This is a genomic window from Pedobacter frigiditerrae, from assembly GCF_004331645.1.
Lineage (GTDB): Bacteria > Bacteroidota > Bacteroidia > Sphingobacteriales > Sphingobacteriaceae > Pedobacter > Pedobacter frigiditerrae.
The window spans coordinates 206,572-223,280 of the sequence record NZ_SJSK01000006.1 but is presented as its reverse complement, the minus strand read 5'-3'; the positions used below and the strand labels follow the sequence as shown (position 1 = coordinate 223,280).

At 40.1% G+C, this 16,709-nt stretch carries 15 protein-coding genes; 14 read left to right on the top strand and 1 reads right to left on the bottom strand.

All coding sequences use genetic code 11. The features are described 5' to 3' along the window. Window positions 1-878 precede the first annotated feature (878 nt). The gene (locus tag EZ428_RS20180; protein WP_131555014.1) at window positions 879-1,865 is read left to right on the top strand and encodes a 2-hydroxyacid dehydrogenase; all 987 of its coding nucleotides are present in this window, start codon (window positions 879-881) and stop codon (window positions 1,863-1,865) included. A gap of 16 nt (window positions 1,866-1,881) precedes the next feature. Here EZ428_RS20180 and EZ428_RS20175 read toward each other — a convergent pair whose 3' ends face one another. Next, a complete protein-coding gene (locus EZ428_RS20175; protein WP_131555013.1) occupies window positions 1,882-3,585 on the bottom strand; it encodes a PAS domain S-box protein in 1,704 nt (567 codons plus the stop codon). 360 nt (window positions 3,586-3,945) lie between these two features. On the opposite strand from EZ428_RS20175, the gene EZ428_RS20170 reads away from it, so the two are divergent. The 13 genes from EZ428_RS20170 to EZ428_RS20110 all read left to right on the top strand — a co-directional run bounded on the left by EZ428_RS20170 (window position 3,946) and on the right by EZ428_RS20110 (window position 16,667). Further along, window positions 3,946-4,152 carry a hypothetical protein gene (locus EZ428_RS20170; protein WP_131555012.1) on the top strand — a complete coding sequence of 69 codons (207 nt, stop codon included), beginning with the start codon at window positions 3,946-3,948 and terminating at the stop codon, window positions 4,150-4,152. A 264-nt stretch (window positions 4,153-4,416) separates the two neighbouring features. Next, entirely contained in the window at window positions 4,417-4,665 is a 249-nt protein-coding gene (locus EZ428_RS20165) for a hypothetical protein (protein WP_131555011.1), read from the top strand. A 723-nt stretch (window positions 4,666-5,388) separates the two neighbouring features. Then, window positions 5,389-6,822 (top strand): sensor histidine kinase, encoded by a 1,434-nt coding sequence (locus EZ428_RS20160; protein WP_131555010.1) that lies wholly within the window; start codon window positions 5,389-5,391, stop codon window positions 6,820-6,822. Between the two features lies 1 nt (window position 6,823). After that, on the top strand, window positions 6,824-7,225 hold the full coding sequence (locus EZ428_RS20155) for a response regulator (protein WP_131555009.1): 402 nt from the start codon (window positions 6,824-6,826) through the stop codon (window positions 7,223-7,225). Between the two features lie 190 nt (window positions 7,226-7,415). Further along, complete coding sequence (locus tag EZ428_RS20150; RefSeq protein ID WP_131555008.1) at window positions 7,416-8,150, top strand: LytR/AlgR family response regulator transcription factor; 735 nt, start codon at window positions 7,416-7,418, stop codon at window positions 8,148-8,150. 329 nt (window positions 8,151-8,479) lie between these two features. After that, window positions 8,480-9,058 (top strand): M23 family metallopeptidase, encoded by a 579-nt coding sequence (locus tag EZ428_RS20145; RefSeq protein ID WP_131555007.1) that lies wholly within the window; start codon window positions 8,480-8,482, stop codon window positions 9,056-9,058. Between the two features lies 1 nt (window position 9,059). Next, window positions 9,060-10,277 (top strand): O-antigen ligase family protein, encoded by a 1,218-nt coding sequence (locus EZ428_RS20140; protein ID WP_131555006.1) that lies wholly within the window; start codon window positions 9,060-9,062, stop codon window positions 10,275-10,277. Window positions 10,278-10,301: 24 nt separating this feature from the next. Further along, window positions 10,302-11,684 carry a hypothetical protein gene (locus EZ428_RS20135; RefSeq protein ID WP_131555005.1) on the top strand — a complete coding sequence of 461 codons (1,383 nt, stop codon included), beginning with the start codon at window positions 10,302-10,304 and terminating at the stop codon, window positions 11,682-11,684. Window position 11,685: 1 nt separating this feature from the next. Further along, a complete protein-coding gene (locus tag EZ428_RS20130) occupies window positions 11,686-12,462 on the top strand; it encodes a hypothetical protein (protein WP_131555004.1) in 777 nt (258 codons plus the stop codon). Window positions 12,463-12,670: 208 nt separating this feature from the next. Then, complete coding sequence (locus EZ428_RS20125) at window positions 12,671-13,441, top strand: hypothetical protein (RefSeq protein WP_131555003.1); 771 nt, start codon at window positions 12,671-12,673, stop codon at window positions 13,439-13,441. A gap of 126 nt (window positions 13,442-13,567) precedes the next feature. Continuing rightward, window positions 13,568-13,822: a hypothetical protein gene (locus tag EZ428_RS20120; protein WP_131555002.1), complete on the top strand. Its 255-nt coding sequence runs from the start codon at window positions 13,568-13,570 to the stop codon at window positions 13,820-13,822. A gap of 226 nt (window positions 13,823-14,048) precedes the next feature. Then, the gene (locus EZ428_RS20115; RefSeq protein ID WP_131555001.1) at window positions 14,049-15,338 is read left to right on the top strand and encodes a sensor histidine kinase; all 1,290 of its coding nucleotides are present in this window, start codon (window positions 14,049-14,051) and stop codon (window positions 15,336-15,338) included. Window positions 15,339-15,830: 492 nt separating this feature from the next. After that, window positions 15,831-16,667: a PAS domain S-box protein gene (locus tag EZ428_RS20110; RefSeq protein ID WP_131555000.1), complete on the top strand. Its 837-nt coding sequence runs from the start codon at window positions 15,831-15,833 to the stop codon at window positions 16,665-16,667. The last annotated feature ends 42 nt before the right edge of the window (window positions 16,668-16,709 follow it).

The following is a 16,709-nucleotide window of genomic DNA, read 5'->3' as shown; positions in this document are numbered from 1 at the left end:
AGCGGAGGCAAGGGGGTTACCAAACCTTAAAAGATTTGTTTGATACCCCTAAGAAAGAAATCTTTGAAAAGCCAGAGTTTACCTATCGCTGGTTTTTTGAGGTTTGTGATTATTTGGAAAGGAATGAGTTGTTGGGGGAGTTTGATAGGGTGTAGGAACGTCATTCGAAATATCTGCTATCGAGCCCGCGAATAGATCTCTCCTATCGTCGAGATGACGGTTCCTACAGGGATGACGAACGGCGTAAACGTCATATCATAACGGAGCGCCCGCCTGTCCGGCAGGCAGGCAGTGGGGAGAAATCTGTAAGAAGAGTTAGCTAGCATTTTATTGTTTTAATGGTATTAATGAGCCATTCTGGGTTCTCCTATCTTCGATACGAACAACAACCATTTGCGTCATGCTCAGTTCGACTGGGCAACTTAAAGCGTTATGTCTACAGGTTCAAAGTATGGGACAAGTCAATTCCTAAATGTAGTTTCTTCGGGAAGCCTTCGGGAACGCTTCGGTAGTTCTTCGGGAACTGTTCGGGAAGCCTTCGGGAAGCGTTCGGGAAGGCTTCGGGAAAGCTTCGGGAAATGGTCGTCTTTTTATCGGGACCATCCCGAAGCGGGAACGATAAAAACCCGAAGCAGATACGACCACATCACGAGCCATTCTCGAAGCAGATGCAATGGATAACTGAGCTGGTGTAAAAACCGATCCGAATATATATGGGCACAAAATTGCATAATAGTAAAATCGAAGGGTAAGGTTAAATCAAACCCTACCTGTTGTGACTGATGATGAAGGTGTCTGAAGAAATTCAGGCGCCTTTTTTTGTTGGTAAATGACCATAAGCTAAATTAATAGCCTACCTTACCAGAAACCTACCTCCCATGAAAATCGCCATTTTTAGTACCTGTAATTACGACCAGCAGTTCTTAACAGATTTTAACACTGGGCACGAGCTCAGCTTTTTTGCCGAGCCCTTAAGCCTGCAGAACGTAATGCTAACCAAAGGTTTCGATGCGCTGTGCCTTTTTGTGAATGATCATGCCAATGCGCAAGTATTTGCCAAACTAGAAGAAAATGGGATAAGGCTCATTCTGCTCAGGTGCGCAGGTTTTAACAACATTGACTTAACTGCCGCTGCCGCAGCCGGCATTAAGGTATTACGCGTACCAGCCTATTCACCACAAGCGGTGGCAGAACATGCGATGGCGATGGTGCTTACCCTTAATCGCAAGACACATAAAGCCCACAACCGCACCCGCGAGGGCAACTTTTCTTTAGAGGGTTTAATGGGCTTTAACCTTCACGGCGCCAAGGTAGCCCTTATAGGCACAGGCAATATTGGCAAAGCTTTTTACCATATCCTTAAGGGTTTTGGCTGCCAGGTCATGGCCTACGATCCCAAACCTGATCAGGAGCTCATGGCAAAAGGCTTACAATACGGTACCCTAGCAGAAGTATTAGCAGATGCGGTTATCGTATCGCTACATTGCCCATTGGTTCCCGAAAACCACCACATGATTAACTCCACCACCCTGCAATTCTTTAAAAAGGGTGCCATGTTAATTAACACTAGCCGTGGTGGCCTAATTAATACCCCTGAAGTAATTACGGCCTTAAAATCGGGTCATTTGGGTTACCTGGGGATTGATGTATACGAACAGGAATCTAAATTATTCTTTGCAGACCATTCTGCTGAAATCATGACTGATGAGCTGATTGCAAGGCTGATGTCTTTTCCCAACGTACTGATTACAGCTCACCAAGGTTTTTTTACCAAGAACGCCATGGAACAGATAGCAGGCACAACCTACAGCAATGCAGATGCATTTGTAGCGGGTATTCCCCTTGCTAATGAGGTATATGAGTAGGGAGTTGTGAGCTGGCTTAGGTGTTATTTGCTATTTCCCTAACAATATCATCAAGTTCTTTTGATGATGCATTTAAGACCGCAAGCAACTCCTTTTGTTCTTCGCTAAGGTCACTAGCTGCCAAAAGTTCTACTATAGACATGATTCTGGCTAAGGGTGCCCTAACCAAGTGAGATTGCATCCAACTAATTTCCTTCAATTTTTTATTCTGCTGCTCAATCTGTTGTACGTAATTATAACGTTCAGTTACATCACGCTGTATGCTAATCCACCTGATCAGCACTCCATCTTCGCCAAACACCGGGCTTAAACTTAAACTCACATGATAACTCTGCCCTGTTTTAGTATAATTAACTAATTCTACTTTGACCGCTTTTTTGACATTAACGGCAGCTTTCAACTTCAATAATTCTTCTTGATTACTGTCGTGACCATGCAGCATGTCTGGGGCATTACCTATCAGTTCGGCCTTGGTATAACCAGACATTAAAACCATGGCCTGGTTCACATAAATGATCGAGGGATTATTTGAAGCGTCGGTAATGAGCACACCGTCTGAGGTATTAATAACTACTGATTCTAATAGTTTAGACCATTCTTCTTCCTTTTTCCGGGAGGTAATGTCTTGCATGGCCCCAATCATCCTATAGGCCTTACCAAGCTCATCTAGCATCAAAAAACCCCTATCAAATATATTTTTATAGGTGCCATCGCCGCAAAGAAATCGGTATTCATCTGTCCACCTGGCAATCCCTTTTTCAATATGCAGATCGAGCCTCTTAATCACCCTATCTCTATCTTGGGGATGGATGAGCTGTTTCCACCAGGTAAGCGTGGTGCGTTCTGCATCGGGATATTTTAAGATCCCTTTTACTGCCTTGTTCCAGAAAATGGTACCCTCTAGCAGATTACAATCCCAAATTACATCGCTTGTGGCCTTGGAAACGACATTAAACCGCTCCACATTTTTGGCCACCTCTAGCTCTGCATTTATCCTTTCGGTAATGTCTTTCGAGGTACACACTATTCCTTCAACAGCAGGATCATCATAAAGATTGGTAGCCCTGGTCTCTACCCATAGCCACCCTCCTGCTACGTCCTTATATCGATAAGGCGATAACTGAATGGTCTTATGCTTCCAGATTTCTGCGGCCTCTTTCCCTACTCGCTCTATATCATCTCTATGAATAAAATCGAAGGCCCTTTTGCCAATAAAAAACTCGGGGGCAACCCCGAACACCCTTTCTGAAGCTGGGCTAACGTACTTATATTTAAAATCAGCATCAATGATGGTAATCATATCTGAGCCATCTTGCACCAATGCCTTGAACCTGTTTTGTGTAGCCAATAGTTCCTGCTGAGCGGCTATTTTTTCGGTAACATTCATGGCTAATACCACCCGGGCAACCCTTCCTTCAAATGTAATCTGGTTACTGGCCACCTGTACCCAAATGATCTTTTTTCCTTTGGTTAAATGCCTAAATACATTTTTGTAGAATAAGCCCGAGGCAAGGTTTTCCTTCACAATATTGGCTACTTTCTGTTTATCTTCATGAGGCCTAATGTCATTAATGTTCATGCTCAGGAATTCTTCCCTACTGTAACCATATTCACCTATCGCAGCTAGGTTAACATCAAGAAAATGAAGACTACCCACGTCGAAAACCCACATGGGAACTGGCGAGAGCTCAAAAAGACTATACAAATCAGTATTTTTCATAGATAAGGGGCATTGCTTTAACCTCTTTAGTGATAGATATAATAATTACAATATAAAATTATATAACGAATAATGACGTATAGGAAGCGATGATTTATAAGTTGGGTAACGATTAAGATAAGATAAACATTAATATTACCTAATGGTTTTAATTAAGCTTATTCCCTTTAACAAATAGCTTTAAAAGAGCCAAATTATTACACCAGGTTAAATGAGATCAATTTTATTCATTCCATTCATTTAATCATGTTAGTGCTAATTTGGGATTGATAGGCTTGGCTGAACTATTTTAATACGTTAGAAAATGCTAATCTATGTAGCACATAGCGTTTAGCCGACATTTTTTGGTTATATTTAATAATGCAGTCATTTGAAATTACCCATTGGGGTAAGCAAATCTTAGTTATTCCACTGGGGAAAATGGAGTTTAAACTCTATTATAATGATGAGTTGATTGCCTCCATTACCAATCAATTAAATGCAGGAAGATCATATTGGTCTTCGCCCAATCTTGATGCCAGTGAGGCTAATTTATTAGGATCAATCATCACTTCAAAACTATATTAATGGCTATTTGCCCTAGTACATTGAGTTATGTATGTAAAATTGTAAGCACCCTTTAGAAATTTAGAATTACTAAACTGTTGGATTAACAGGTAAATTTTAGCCTAGACAAAAAATCCTGTGGCTAATAACAATCCATGCACAGCTCAGGACCGCTGAAATGGCTGTCATGTCTTTTGACCCTTAATTTTTTCCACTCCTCCATCATTCGGTTTCATACCCTAAAACAAAAGATCCTTAAAGTTGTTAAGAAGAAAAACGGCCCTAATGATTACACGACCTATATTTGAAAAATTTAGGCAGCAATTTCTCGACTATTTTGAGGATGAGGTATTGACTGCAGAATTTGACAACAACCATAACCTGATTGTTTATGCCAACCCTTACAGAGATTATAGCGAGCTTGTTATTTATATTTGTGACAAGGTTGCAGAGCTAGTTTATTTTCGCCAGCAATTGCTCCTTTACCTTTACCCCTTTGGTAATAACGATTGTTTAAGCATTCGTATCAATTGAGTAAACAAAAAGCGTCAAAACATAAATAGCCCAAGTTTTATTTCGCCGTCTCAATAGGGCGCAGGCACCATAAATTATCGCGTATAACAGTAGGTGAGCAAAAAAGCGACCGTTAAATGTGCTTGTGTGTAAGGCGGTTTTTTACGTAGATTAAAAGAGAATGTTATAACCACACAGACAAATATAGGCTACTTCTTCCAGTCTCGATAGCTTTATGTTTTCTTAACACAAAAGGAGTTTTGTTTTTAGTAGATTGCAATAGAAATTAACCTTAGCCCTCTCAAGTATGCCTCAACCAACCTCCACTCTCGCCAAAGAACGAGAAAAAGTCACATGTCCCAATTGCAAGCAGGCAACAGTCCAAAGAATTAGCCGTCCCGTAATGTTTAAGATCTTCCTACGGTGGAGTGATTTGAAACGATTCAAATGCTATAACTGCTACAGCTCCTTCTATTCCTAGGATTATTTTTTATCCAAAAGGCTGCTATAGTCTTCTGCGACCTTAAAGTTATATTCGAACTTCTTTTTAACCAACCTTACCATACATTTGAAATAGATGCTGTAAGCTTCTTGTTTAAGCCGTAAGCTTTGACAGGTTTGTATTGTAGTTTCCAAACAGCTCATTGTTCGGGGGCGTTCAAGCGCTTTGACATCAAACATTAATTGTTACATTTACTAATCGGATAAAGTACTACTCATTCTTGTGCCAATCATCGCTAATTTATGCAGACCAGACTAGAACTATATCAACTTGTAACACCCCTTGCAGAGTTGGGCATCTGGGAGAGAAATCTCTCAACGGGAAAGGTATTCTGGAACGAGATCATCCGCCAGATACTGGAAGTTGACGAGGATTTTCAGCCTGGGTCACAGACTAACATAAGATTCTACAAGGATACTGACCGTGTGCAATCAATGATTGAATCGGTGATTGAATCGGGCAAGCCTCAGCAGGCAGAACTGGAGATGGTCACTGCCCTTGGCAATGCCAAATGGGTAAAGGTACGAATGCATATCAGATCCAACGAGGGCTCTGGTAAGTTGCTCTATGGCACTTTGGAGGATGTCACGGCAGAAGTGGATGCCAAACTACTGCTTCAAGAAAGGGAGCAGCGATTTTCCAAGGCGTTTAATTATGCCCCAATTGGTATGGCATTGGTATCGCTGAAGGGAGAATGGCTCAAGGCTAACCCAAGCCTCTGCGGTATGCTTGGCTACAGTGAAGATGAATTTATGGGTCGGACATTTCAAGAAATCACCTTTCCAGAAGACCTAGAGACCGACCTCGAACAAATGAGCCACTTGCTGGCAAGAGACATTACTAACTACAGTCTTGAAAAACGCTATTATCATAAAAATGGACATATCATATGGGCGTTACTCAATGTATCCCTCGTTAGGGATGAACGGGAAAATCCCCTGTATTTTATTTCACAGATCAAGGACATTACCGAACAAAAAAAGAATACGGGAATCATTGAGGCACAAAACGGCCGACTGTTAAATTTCGCACACATCGTTTCCCATAATCTCCGCTCTCACGCGGGTAACATTTACATGCTTGCACAGATGATCTTAGGAGAAAATGACCAAGCCGAAAAGGACGTGTTGACTGGTATGCTAGCTGACAATGCGGACAGCCTGCTGAACACGCTTGATGAGCTAAACGAAATCGTCAAGATCAACAACGAGGGCACAACTCACCGGCAGGTGATCAATTTGCGCAAGGAGATCGAACGGACAGCAAATATTCTGGCAGCATCTATCAGGGCAGAGGGCGCAACAGTAACGGTACAGGGGCCAGAGGATATCTCCATCCTGTTTAACCCCTCTTATTTTGAAAGCGTATTCATCAACCTCATTAGCAACAGTCTCAAGTATAGACATCCCGACCGTCCTCCAATTATTGCCATTACGGTTGAGGATATTGCCGAGAAGGTACAGATAACCGTCGCCGATAATGGGATTGGACTGGATATGGTTCTTCACGGACATAAGCTTTTCGGCATGTACAAGGCATTTCACGGGAACGCCGACGCTAGGGGTATGGGTCTATTCCTTATCAGGAACCAGATTGAGGCGATGGGGGGAAGCATAACCGCACATGGCAACCCAGGCGAAGGGATGACATTTACAATTGAAATCAACAAGGCATAGCATGGAACAACTAGACACCGCATACGTTATAGACGATGACAAGATATTCACTTACGCACTGTCAAGGCAAATGAAACTGGTGAATTTTTCCCGTTCGGTAATGGTCTTCCATAACGGGTTGGAAGCACTGAAACATCTTACGCCCGCCATGGCATCACCAGAAGAATTGCCGTCGCTGATTCTGTTAGACTTGAATATGCCAGTACTAGACGGATGGCAGTTCCTCGACGAGTTTACCAAGCTCAGACCGAACAAGAAGATAAGGATCTACATTGTTAGTTCTTCGATTGATCCGGCTGACCATGAACGGGCACTCCGCTACGAATCGGTTTCGAACTTCTATATCAAACCGATCTCGAAAACTAACCTGCTGGAAATCCTAAGCCACATGACACTGCACTAAGTACGACAGGACTACAACAATCTGGCATTGTTTGTAGCTTAATCCGTTTGTATAGCTATAAGCACATTATAACAGGCTAATATTTCCTATCTATTATGAAAATACACGTCCATTCTTAACTTAGCAGGGCTTTGCTTTAATATTTTTACTATTTTGCAAAGGATTGCGAGATTAGATTTATTGCTAATAAATGTCAAGTACGAAAAGCCCCACCTATTCCTGTTATGTCATTGATGATGAGCTTCATTCTGTTGAATCACTAAAAGACCATATAGGAAAAATGTCCGAGTTAAGACTTATCGGAAGTTATACCAATCCGTTGATTGCACTTGAAGAAATAAGAAATGGTAAAAAGCCAGACATCATTTTCTTGGATGTCGATATGCCCGAAATGTCAGGCATCGAAGTTACCGAACTGCTTCCAAAGGATATCATCATAATTTTTACCACAGCGCATTCCAAATATGCATTACAGGCATTTCAACTTGATGTACTCGACTTTCTTTTAAAACCGTTTAACCACCAAATGTTTCTTAAGTCCGTTACGAAGGCAATAGAGAGAATTGGAAAGGCTACCCCAAAAGCAGAAATAGAGAGCATATTCATTAACCCAGGCACAAAGGGCAAAATTGTTCAGCTTACAATAGCTAGAATCTCGCACATCGAGGCGCTTGACCATTCGGTCTGCATCAATACGCCACCAGAACGGTTCGTTACCAATGTCAATCTCAAGGAAATAGAAGCCAAGCTTCCCCCATCAAAATTTGCACGGGTGCATCGATCGTTCATCATCAATGTTGACCAAATACAGTCAATAGAGGCAAATTTCATAGTGCTTCAAAATAATGAGAGAATTCCTCTTGGTGAAGCCTATAAAAAATCTCTTAAGGAAAGAATTCAGCACAAAACAATCACTGGCTTTTAGTTCACGTTGTCTAGAGGGTAATTCGCGTATCCCATTAAGCTATTGACGCTTTTATTCTAAACAACAAGTTCCAACACATATCTTGGTTTAAACTTAACATCCTGAAACATTGATAAACCTTGAAATAACTGAACGTGTACCTATCTCTTTCCTTTCGCACCATAATAGATTCCGTCTCTTAAAGTTAATTTGCCTGCAGGCTTGAAAACTTGACTATCAACTTCCCCCAAATCCATAATCATTATCCAATCCCTAAGTTTTATTGGCAAAATATTGGCATAGGCTTTTTGTGTTCATCACTAACCGAATGACTGTGGCAATTAATAAATATGGCTAACAGACACAGAAAATCACTTGTTCTTCGGAATGTCAAAAGTTCGGTAAAGGCTTTGACAATTCTGCTTTTGGCATTGTCCGTAATTGGCATTGCCTATGCAAACCTCATCGGGGAAAAGAAGGAAATATTGATTCCCGTGACAGGTGCAAACAAAAACAGTTGGGATAGCAAGAGCTTTTGGCATAGCCCCTGGGGCAAGTCAAAGGTTCATAAGGGCATAGACATTTTTGCCACCCGAAAAAGTCTTGTCATCAGTCCCATTAATGGTCTCATCATATCTGCAGGATACAGCGAGAACGGGGGAAACTACGTGTATGTTCTCGATGCAAAACTGCGAACCTACTATTTTGCCCATTTGAACAGGCAGGAAAAATCATCGTTTTCCTTCATCAAAAAGGGACAACGGATAGGCTTGGTGGGAAACTCTGGCAATGCAATCAGTTCACCGCCCCACCTGCACTTCTCGATATTCTCGCTGTTCCCAATCATCAAAAACTATAGTAGGAAGGAGAAATTTACGTGGATGAAAATGTTCTATCTCGACCCAGTTAAATCCTTTAAAACAACCTAAGATGTTGAGGGATTATTTAACACGCCACTCTTTTTTGTTAAGCGTAACCTGCTTAAGCCTAGTCCTTGTGTTTTCGCTATTGATGTTAAACCGTTCATTCGCTATTGGGGCAATAGTGGGCATTCTATTTTTGCTATTTACCCATCAGAAAATTCGTTTAAGTAAAGTAGCAATGATACTTTCCGTTTTTGCCGTTATCGCATTAACTTTATTTCTCTCCATTTATATAGAAAGCGATTCTAGCTTGGGAAGGCTGCTTATTTACAAGGTTTCTGCAAAGATGTTCCTCGAACATCCGTTCAGTGGAATTGGTTGGGGTGCATTTCAAAAAGAATACAACCTCCATCAGGCATTGTTCTTTAAATCGGGAAACTATACCCAAAAGGAGTTTCTGTTGGCGGACAATACTTTTTATGCATTTAATGATTATTGGCAGTTCATCGTTGAAATGGGAATCATTGGTGGGCTTTGCCTCCTCATGTCTCTATTATTGATAATTGCCCTCATCCGCACTCGCCTAAAAAACAATGCCAATGACCCGTTTCTTAAGTTGCTTGTTGCAATAGCCCTTATGGTTTGTGTGGCGGCATTCTTTACCCACGTATTTGAACATAAGCCGTTTCAAGTGGTAATGCTGTGTATGCTTGCCTATATGATTCTCTACGACAGAATAAAAAGATTGAGACCACAGATTAGAGCCTGTGCCTTAACAGCTATCCCCGTAGTGCTATCATTGGCTATCTACCTTAATGAAATAAGGAACATTGATAATTACCAGAAACTGGAACAGGCGAAGTTGCTCTCAGCAACAGGATATGTTAACGAAAGTATAAGCATTCTTGAAAAGCTATACCCTACCCTAAGGGATGATGTCGGTTTTTTGAAGACCTACAGTGAGACGCTCTCGGGCAGGAGTATGACGAGAAGAAAAACATCGCTATTGCGCGAGATACTGGCGCAATATTCAGACAACTCAACCTTTCTCAAACTGGGGCTTGCCTATAAGGAACTGGGGAGGTTCAAGCAGGCAGAGGCGGCGTTCCTTCAGTCCGTTTATATGGTTCCAAACAGGTTCGTACCGAGGGAAGCCCTGTATCAATTTTATTTAAGGAACAAGCAATACGAGCAAGCATCGTATTGGCGCAAGATAATACTCACAATGTCAGTCAAGATCCCTTCAGAAAGGATTGAGGCAATTAAACAAACAATGAATCAATAATTTTTAACCATTAAACAAAAAACAATGAAGATGAAAAACCCCTACATTGCCATCGTGGCAATGTTTATGCTTTCAATTGGCATCTACTCCTGTCGAAAGGAAGTGGCAAGCCTACCCGAAATGAAGCCCGAGGCTCAATGGGCGAAAAGTTACTTTAACGACGTGCTACTGCCAAATGCTGGGAATCAGGTTTCCTATGCCGTAAGTAACAAGGTATCGTCAACAGAGCGCACGGGCAAAAAAACCAACCTTAAAACGCCTATATGGACACGTGCCTCGGTTGATAAAACAGCTTTATATGAATTTGTTGAAATCCCGTTGGCCTATACTCACAAAATAACATCCATAATTGGCAAAAAGAATGAAAAGCCTGATCTGGAAATCATCAAGGCAAGTTTTGATCGCTTGCTTATCTTCAAGGATAAAAAGGGAAAGATAAATCAAAGGATAATTTCTTTTATCCCCGATAAAGATTACCTTAACAGGCACAATGGAGACATTAGTCATAATAAGATAAACAAATTGGACAAGGATTTTAATGGCTTTCTTATCTATAAGACCTGGAATAATGTTACCGTTAACAAGCTGCGGATAACTAATGGGAAAGCAGCTAGTTTATCAAAATCAAATGTGTCAAAGCCATACCTGAAGGTTAATAAATTAGCGAGCATTGACAGGACAACATCTGACAGAGCCGGGTATGAAGGTGAGCCGGGCTGTGCGGATTGGTATCATTTTGAATATGAAATCTGGTGTGAATATGTTGGTGATAACCCAGTGCCTACTTCATGTGGTGAACCGATACTTGTATCAGAAACTTATTTATATACCATTTGTCCTGACGACCCGCCTGGTGGTGGCGAAGGTGGTTGTGAAGACCCAGCAAACTTTAACAACCCAGAGTGTCAAAATGGTGGTGGTGAAGGGGGGGTAGACCCCGAAGAAGAAGATTGGGGTCAATTTGGTACTTTTAATTATACTGATGAAACAATTGTCTCAGGTGAAGATGATAATTCTGAGACTATAACTAGATATGTGACTGCATTTATTTCTAAGCCTGCTGAATTTTTATGGTTTCAGACAAAAGAGAAAGTAACATTAACGAAATATCTGCCTTTTATGGGCTACTGGGAATTACAAGGTATTACACATGATAGTATGGGTACTGTTGGCAATCAACCCTCTGATATGACCATTAGCGTTATTGATGTTGCAACAACAGGGTCGCTTCATCAAACAACAGGAACCCCACTCGAAAGATATACTAACGATTATGTGCAAATGAATTATACCTTCAATGAAAAACGTACTAAAATAATTAATGGTCAGCCTGTTGAAAAAATTAAAGAGAACATAACTGGGGTAAAAACCTGGAATGCAATCCATTGTAGGCCCCCACAAAATTAAAATGAAAAAAATTCTTAACCTAATTCCGTTACTTTTCATCTTTGGATGCCAAGTTAAAAATAAGAATGTAAATGGGAAGCTTATTACACTCTCTGTGGTCACTGCTGATAGGACTACTACATTGGATGGACTAACCAATGTAGATAGTACAGGTGTAAATATCATATACTATAATGATTATATCATATACAAGACTCGTAACATAACCTATAGAAAAAGCATAGATACAATTATTGGGGACACTACCTTTGCTGGTTTTATAAATCCTGATACCAGTTATCGTCATTTTGTAATTAAGAAAAAAAATGATTTTGGTTTTTACTACGACGATGATAAACCAAAACACGTCGTAAGATTTTCTATAGACTCGCTTCTAAAGGCAATTTCCCTTCACTCCTCCAATTTTAATGTATACAATTTAGAGCTAGGCACACCCACTGAAATCGTTAAAACTGGCGGTAAATTAGTGGTTGAGAAGTATCTAAATAAAAAAACCGTCCCTCAGGATCCCGACTCAATATATCGATATTATGATATGGGACTAAATGGAATTGACTTTTCTTTCTCACCATTATTGGATAAAGAACAGAAGAGCAAATTGGTTAAAACCAGCTTTATAAACATATATAAAGGTGAAGCTATAAAGGAAAATGTGATAAGGTCAGAGTTTTATTCAGAGATGAAAGAAATAAAAATAACCAATCCAAAAGATTATATTCTTTTGATCAAGCAATATGAAACTGATTTAAATCGGATGAATTTGAAGCAGTCGGAATAATAAAAAACCTAAACCACCTCGAAGCGAGGTAGTTTTAAGCAAATAATTTTTATGCATAATTCAATGTACAAAACTACAAACTTGTCTAGACATACAGACTCACCTAAGGCGCCAGATTAAGATAGATGCAGAAGTTAAAAACATTATACTTCAAAGTATAACGGTTCTTATGCCCACTGGGAAACAAACTTTGTAAAATACTAATTAAATGAGGTCTATTACTTATCTATTACTACTGTTATATTCACTATTTACATCTTGTGTAGCCAATTTGCGGCTTGACGTTATAGAAGTAAAGGATTATGGCCAATTTTTTGATCCGAGGCGAAAGTCTCTTTTCAAGATGGGACATACTTCTAAGATTGCCTTTAGCGGAGATAAAAGGCTTCTTATTGAAGAAAGAGCTTCCCTAACGACAAAAGACATCTTAGATAACAACGGAAAGAAGATAGACGAGATAGTGACTAAAGAGGATATCTCTTATGTGGTGTATGTTTATCAGAAAGGGAGTAAAAATGGATTAAGCTATCACCTTGATTCCTTTCGGCAGGAGAAAGGAATTGTCTTTAACGTCGATTCCATAATAAAGGGCTTGTCCTTAGACCAGCAACCAGTATTAAGTATAGACTTAGGCAAACCAATTGAGGTTTTAAAAGAAAAAGACGTTGAGATTGAAAAATTCTTGAATTCCAAGAAAAAGCCATCCGACCCAGATTCCATCTTTAGGTATTATGACCGAGGATTAAGAAACATTGATTTCTCGTTTTCTGAAAAGCTAGACAGGCAAAAGAACAGCAAATTGGTCAAGACCTTGTTTATATATAACCAAACAAATGTTCTAGAGGGGTCTAAAGAATACACAACTCCAAGAAGAGTAATGGAAACCTCAATGAACAGGATTAATCAGGACGTTAATCTCCTCAAAGAAGTCTTTCTGAAATTCGAGTCAGATAAGAAGACCGAAAAACTACTTAAGTGATGCAGATCTAGATCTCAAAAATACAAACAAAGCCACTCAATCGAGTGGCTTTGTTTGTAGGGTTATTAATTACAAAAACCAATCTCCCCACAGATTGTTATAGAAAAAAAGACAATTAACAATAACATGTCTCTGTATCCGGTAGCTGTAGACCATGAGAACGTTACCTACCATTTTCAGGTAAGTGAATATCCGCACTACGACGAATTGCGCTGCAAGTTTAGTGTATATTACTGCGGCGAACTGGTGGCAACATTTACCCCTGGAAAAGACCATATCCTGCACCTCTGCAAAAAGTATGGCAACATTAAGGAACAACTACTTGATTTAGTGGCAAACCAAATTGAAAAGTTGCATCCCTACGGCTTTTTCTTGCAGTGAGCTGATTTGGCTTTATTGGGGCTATCTGCTTTCACAAACTATTTAGCCATGCCGTTGCGCCAGTGCTATTTTCTATACCTAGCAACCTTATTACTGACTTTCAAAGCCATTACTATAGAAAATAAATTACAAAGACTGAAACACAATGCTTAACTTGGCACATAGCTTGCTTATAATTAAGCATTTACCAAATAAAACAATAACCTACTAGAACCTGAATAACCTAATGATCAAGGAACATCCCCATTACTTCCCTGCCCGCAATCTATTTACTAAAAAATCAAGAACAAAGCTCATCAATTTGGTGTGCCACTTGAGCGCCATACTTGCGCTGGCCTCAGCATTACTTGGAAGCGATTCTGTACCTTATAGTCTTTCCATGATAGCCCTGTCTGGCATTTTCATTGCCTCGCTGCTATTGAAACTTAATGCCAAAGATTCGGTTGGCAAGTTTTTTGTCCCTTTGGCCACTTCCTTGTGGATCACCTATATGTGCATTGCCTTTGGAAGCGAGCTTGGCACGCAAAACTATCTTGTAATTGCCTTGGTTGCCTTGGCTATTTATGCCAATGGCAATACCTATAGGGTCACGAGTATCTTAGGCGTACTCATCGTGGCCATATTAGTGAATGGCTATCAGTATAACAATGCCCCCTTATATCCCTTGCCACGCTTTGGCCATGTTATATTCATGATCAATGTAATTACCCCACTGGCCATTATCTCCATGATGTGCTGGAAAGTGATTAACCAGACCAGGGATTCTCAGCAGCTCATCAACCAGCAGAAGTGGGAATTACAGCAGTCTAACCAATTCAAGGACCGCATACTTTCTATCCTTGGCCATGACATGCGTTCGCCATTTAATAGTACAAAGAGCCTGATTGATATGCTGGATCTTGACATGCTTTCTACATCAGAACGAAGGACAATCGTTGACCAGCTTCGCAACGACATCGATCTGTCACTCTCCACACTTGACAATATCCTTGCTTGGGCCTCCCAAGGTTATTATGGCTCTTTAATGGGCACAGGCGTAAAAAGTGAGAACTTAGCGCTTGCTGACATGGCATCCAAGACTGTTGCCGCCTTCCAACACTTGGGATCGCTAAAGAAAGTGAGCATTATTAATTCTATTCCTAGTGAATGTGTTGCATACGCCGATTTTCAGCAAATCTCCTTTGTGCTACGAAACCTAACAAACAATGCACTAAAGTTTAGCTACACCGGTGGCCATATCACTTTAAATGGAAAATTAGGCGTACAGGGTGTAACAATCAGCATAAAAGATCAGGGAACGGGAATGGATGCCAGTATCCTTTCCTCATTGTTCAACATCGGCAACCGAATGACCAGAAGAGGAACGGCTGGAGAAAAGGGAAGCGGACTAGGCCTTATCTTCTGCAAGGAATTTGTAGAAAATAACGGCGGTAAATTATGGATTGAGAGCGTTACTGGTCAGGGGACTACGGTATATTTTTCGCTGCCAGCTGCACTGGGAGTACAATTTAGCTGATCAAAGACTTCAAATTAGGATTTGGAGCGTTCGATTTTATGGTCGTTAAGGGTAGGAAAGTTCTTAGTTACTTACAGAAATCTAAATCCCTCAATGGAAGCAATCGCATTTGTGCTAAAAACAATTCGCTAAAATGGGGTTATTCATCTTTATTGGTCGCACTATTAAGATTCGCTAGCGGTTCACTCATTATAATTTAAAGCATCCACCTAAAAATTGTTGAGCTCGTTATAAAATTGCCATTAGAACTAATTGCAATAAATTTTCGTAGGTTAATGTAATTTGGTTATTTATGGGGGGCGAGTAAACGGAAACTTTTAAAAATTAACAGCGTGCAAGATTAAACAGTTCACAAAACTGCCTAAAATGATTGCAAAATTGACATAATCACTCCTTGCCCAAGTAATTGAAAACAATTTAGATAAAATTTGTATTGCAGTAGTTTAATACAATTATCAAATAAATTAATGAGGACATGAACAATTATCAGGTATGGAAAAGTTGAGTTCTAAAGTTGTCTTCGACCTAGAATATTTCTTTGAGGTAACTCCAGACCTTTTATGTATTGCTGGCTTTGATGGGTATTTTAAAAAAATTAATCCTACGGTAGCCAAAACGTTAGGTTATACCAATGAGGAGCTATTCGCTTTACCCATTAGCTCATTTATTCATCCTGATGACCAACATTTAACTGGCCTAAAACAAGCTGCTCTAGTTGAAGGGCAATCCCTGTTAAATTTCGAAAACAGGTACATTACAAAAGATGGCGCCATCATTTGGCTTTTATGGACCTCTGTTCCCATTAAGCGAGATAGTCTTATTTTTGCAATTGCCAAGGATATTACCTACAGAAAGCAGTTAGAAGAATACGACAGGATTTCTTCTATTTTGGGAATGATTGAGAACGACCATCAGAAAAGGTTCAAGACTCCTCAAAAAAGGGAACTTTCTAGCCACTTGATGTCATCTGCGATTGATAAACGCAAAAAAACAGAGGAAGAGCCATCACAATCAGATCAATTTTGGTTAAATAACTTCGAAACGCTGGTTCGCAAAAATGCCAGCAAGGCCAACTTAAACTTAAATTTTATAAGTGATGGTTTAGCCCTTAGTCAAAGACAGTTGTTTAGGCGTGTAGATCAAATCTTAGGTATCACTCCAAATAAACTGGTTCGCATCATCCGCTTACAATTGGCATGGGAAGCCATTGCCTCCGGAAAATATAGGACCATCAAGGAAATATCGAATATTGCTGGATACAATTCTAGGAGCCATTTTAGTAAACTATTTAAAGAAGTCTATGGCATCCATGTAACAGAGTTGCTCTGATCAACAAAACTGAATTGATAAAAGTTACCCTTTAAGATTACC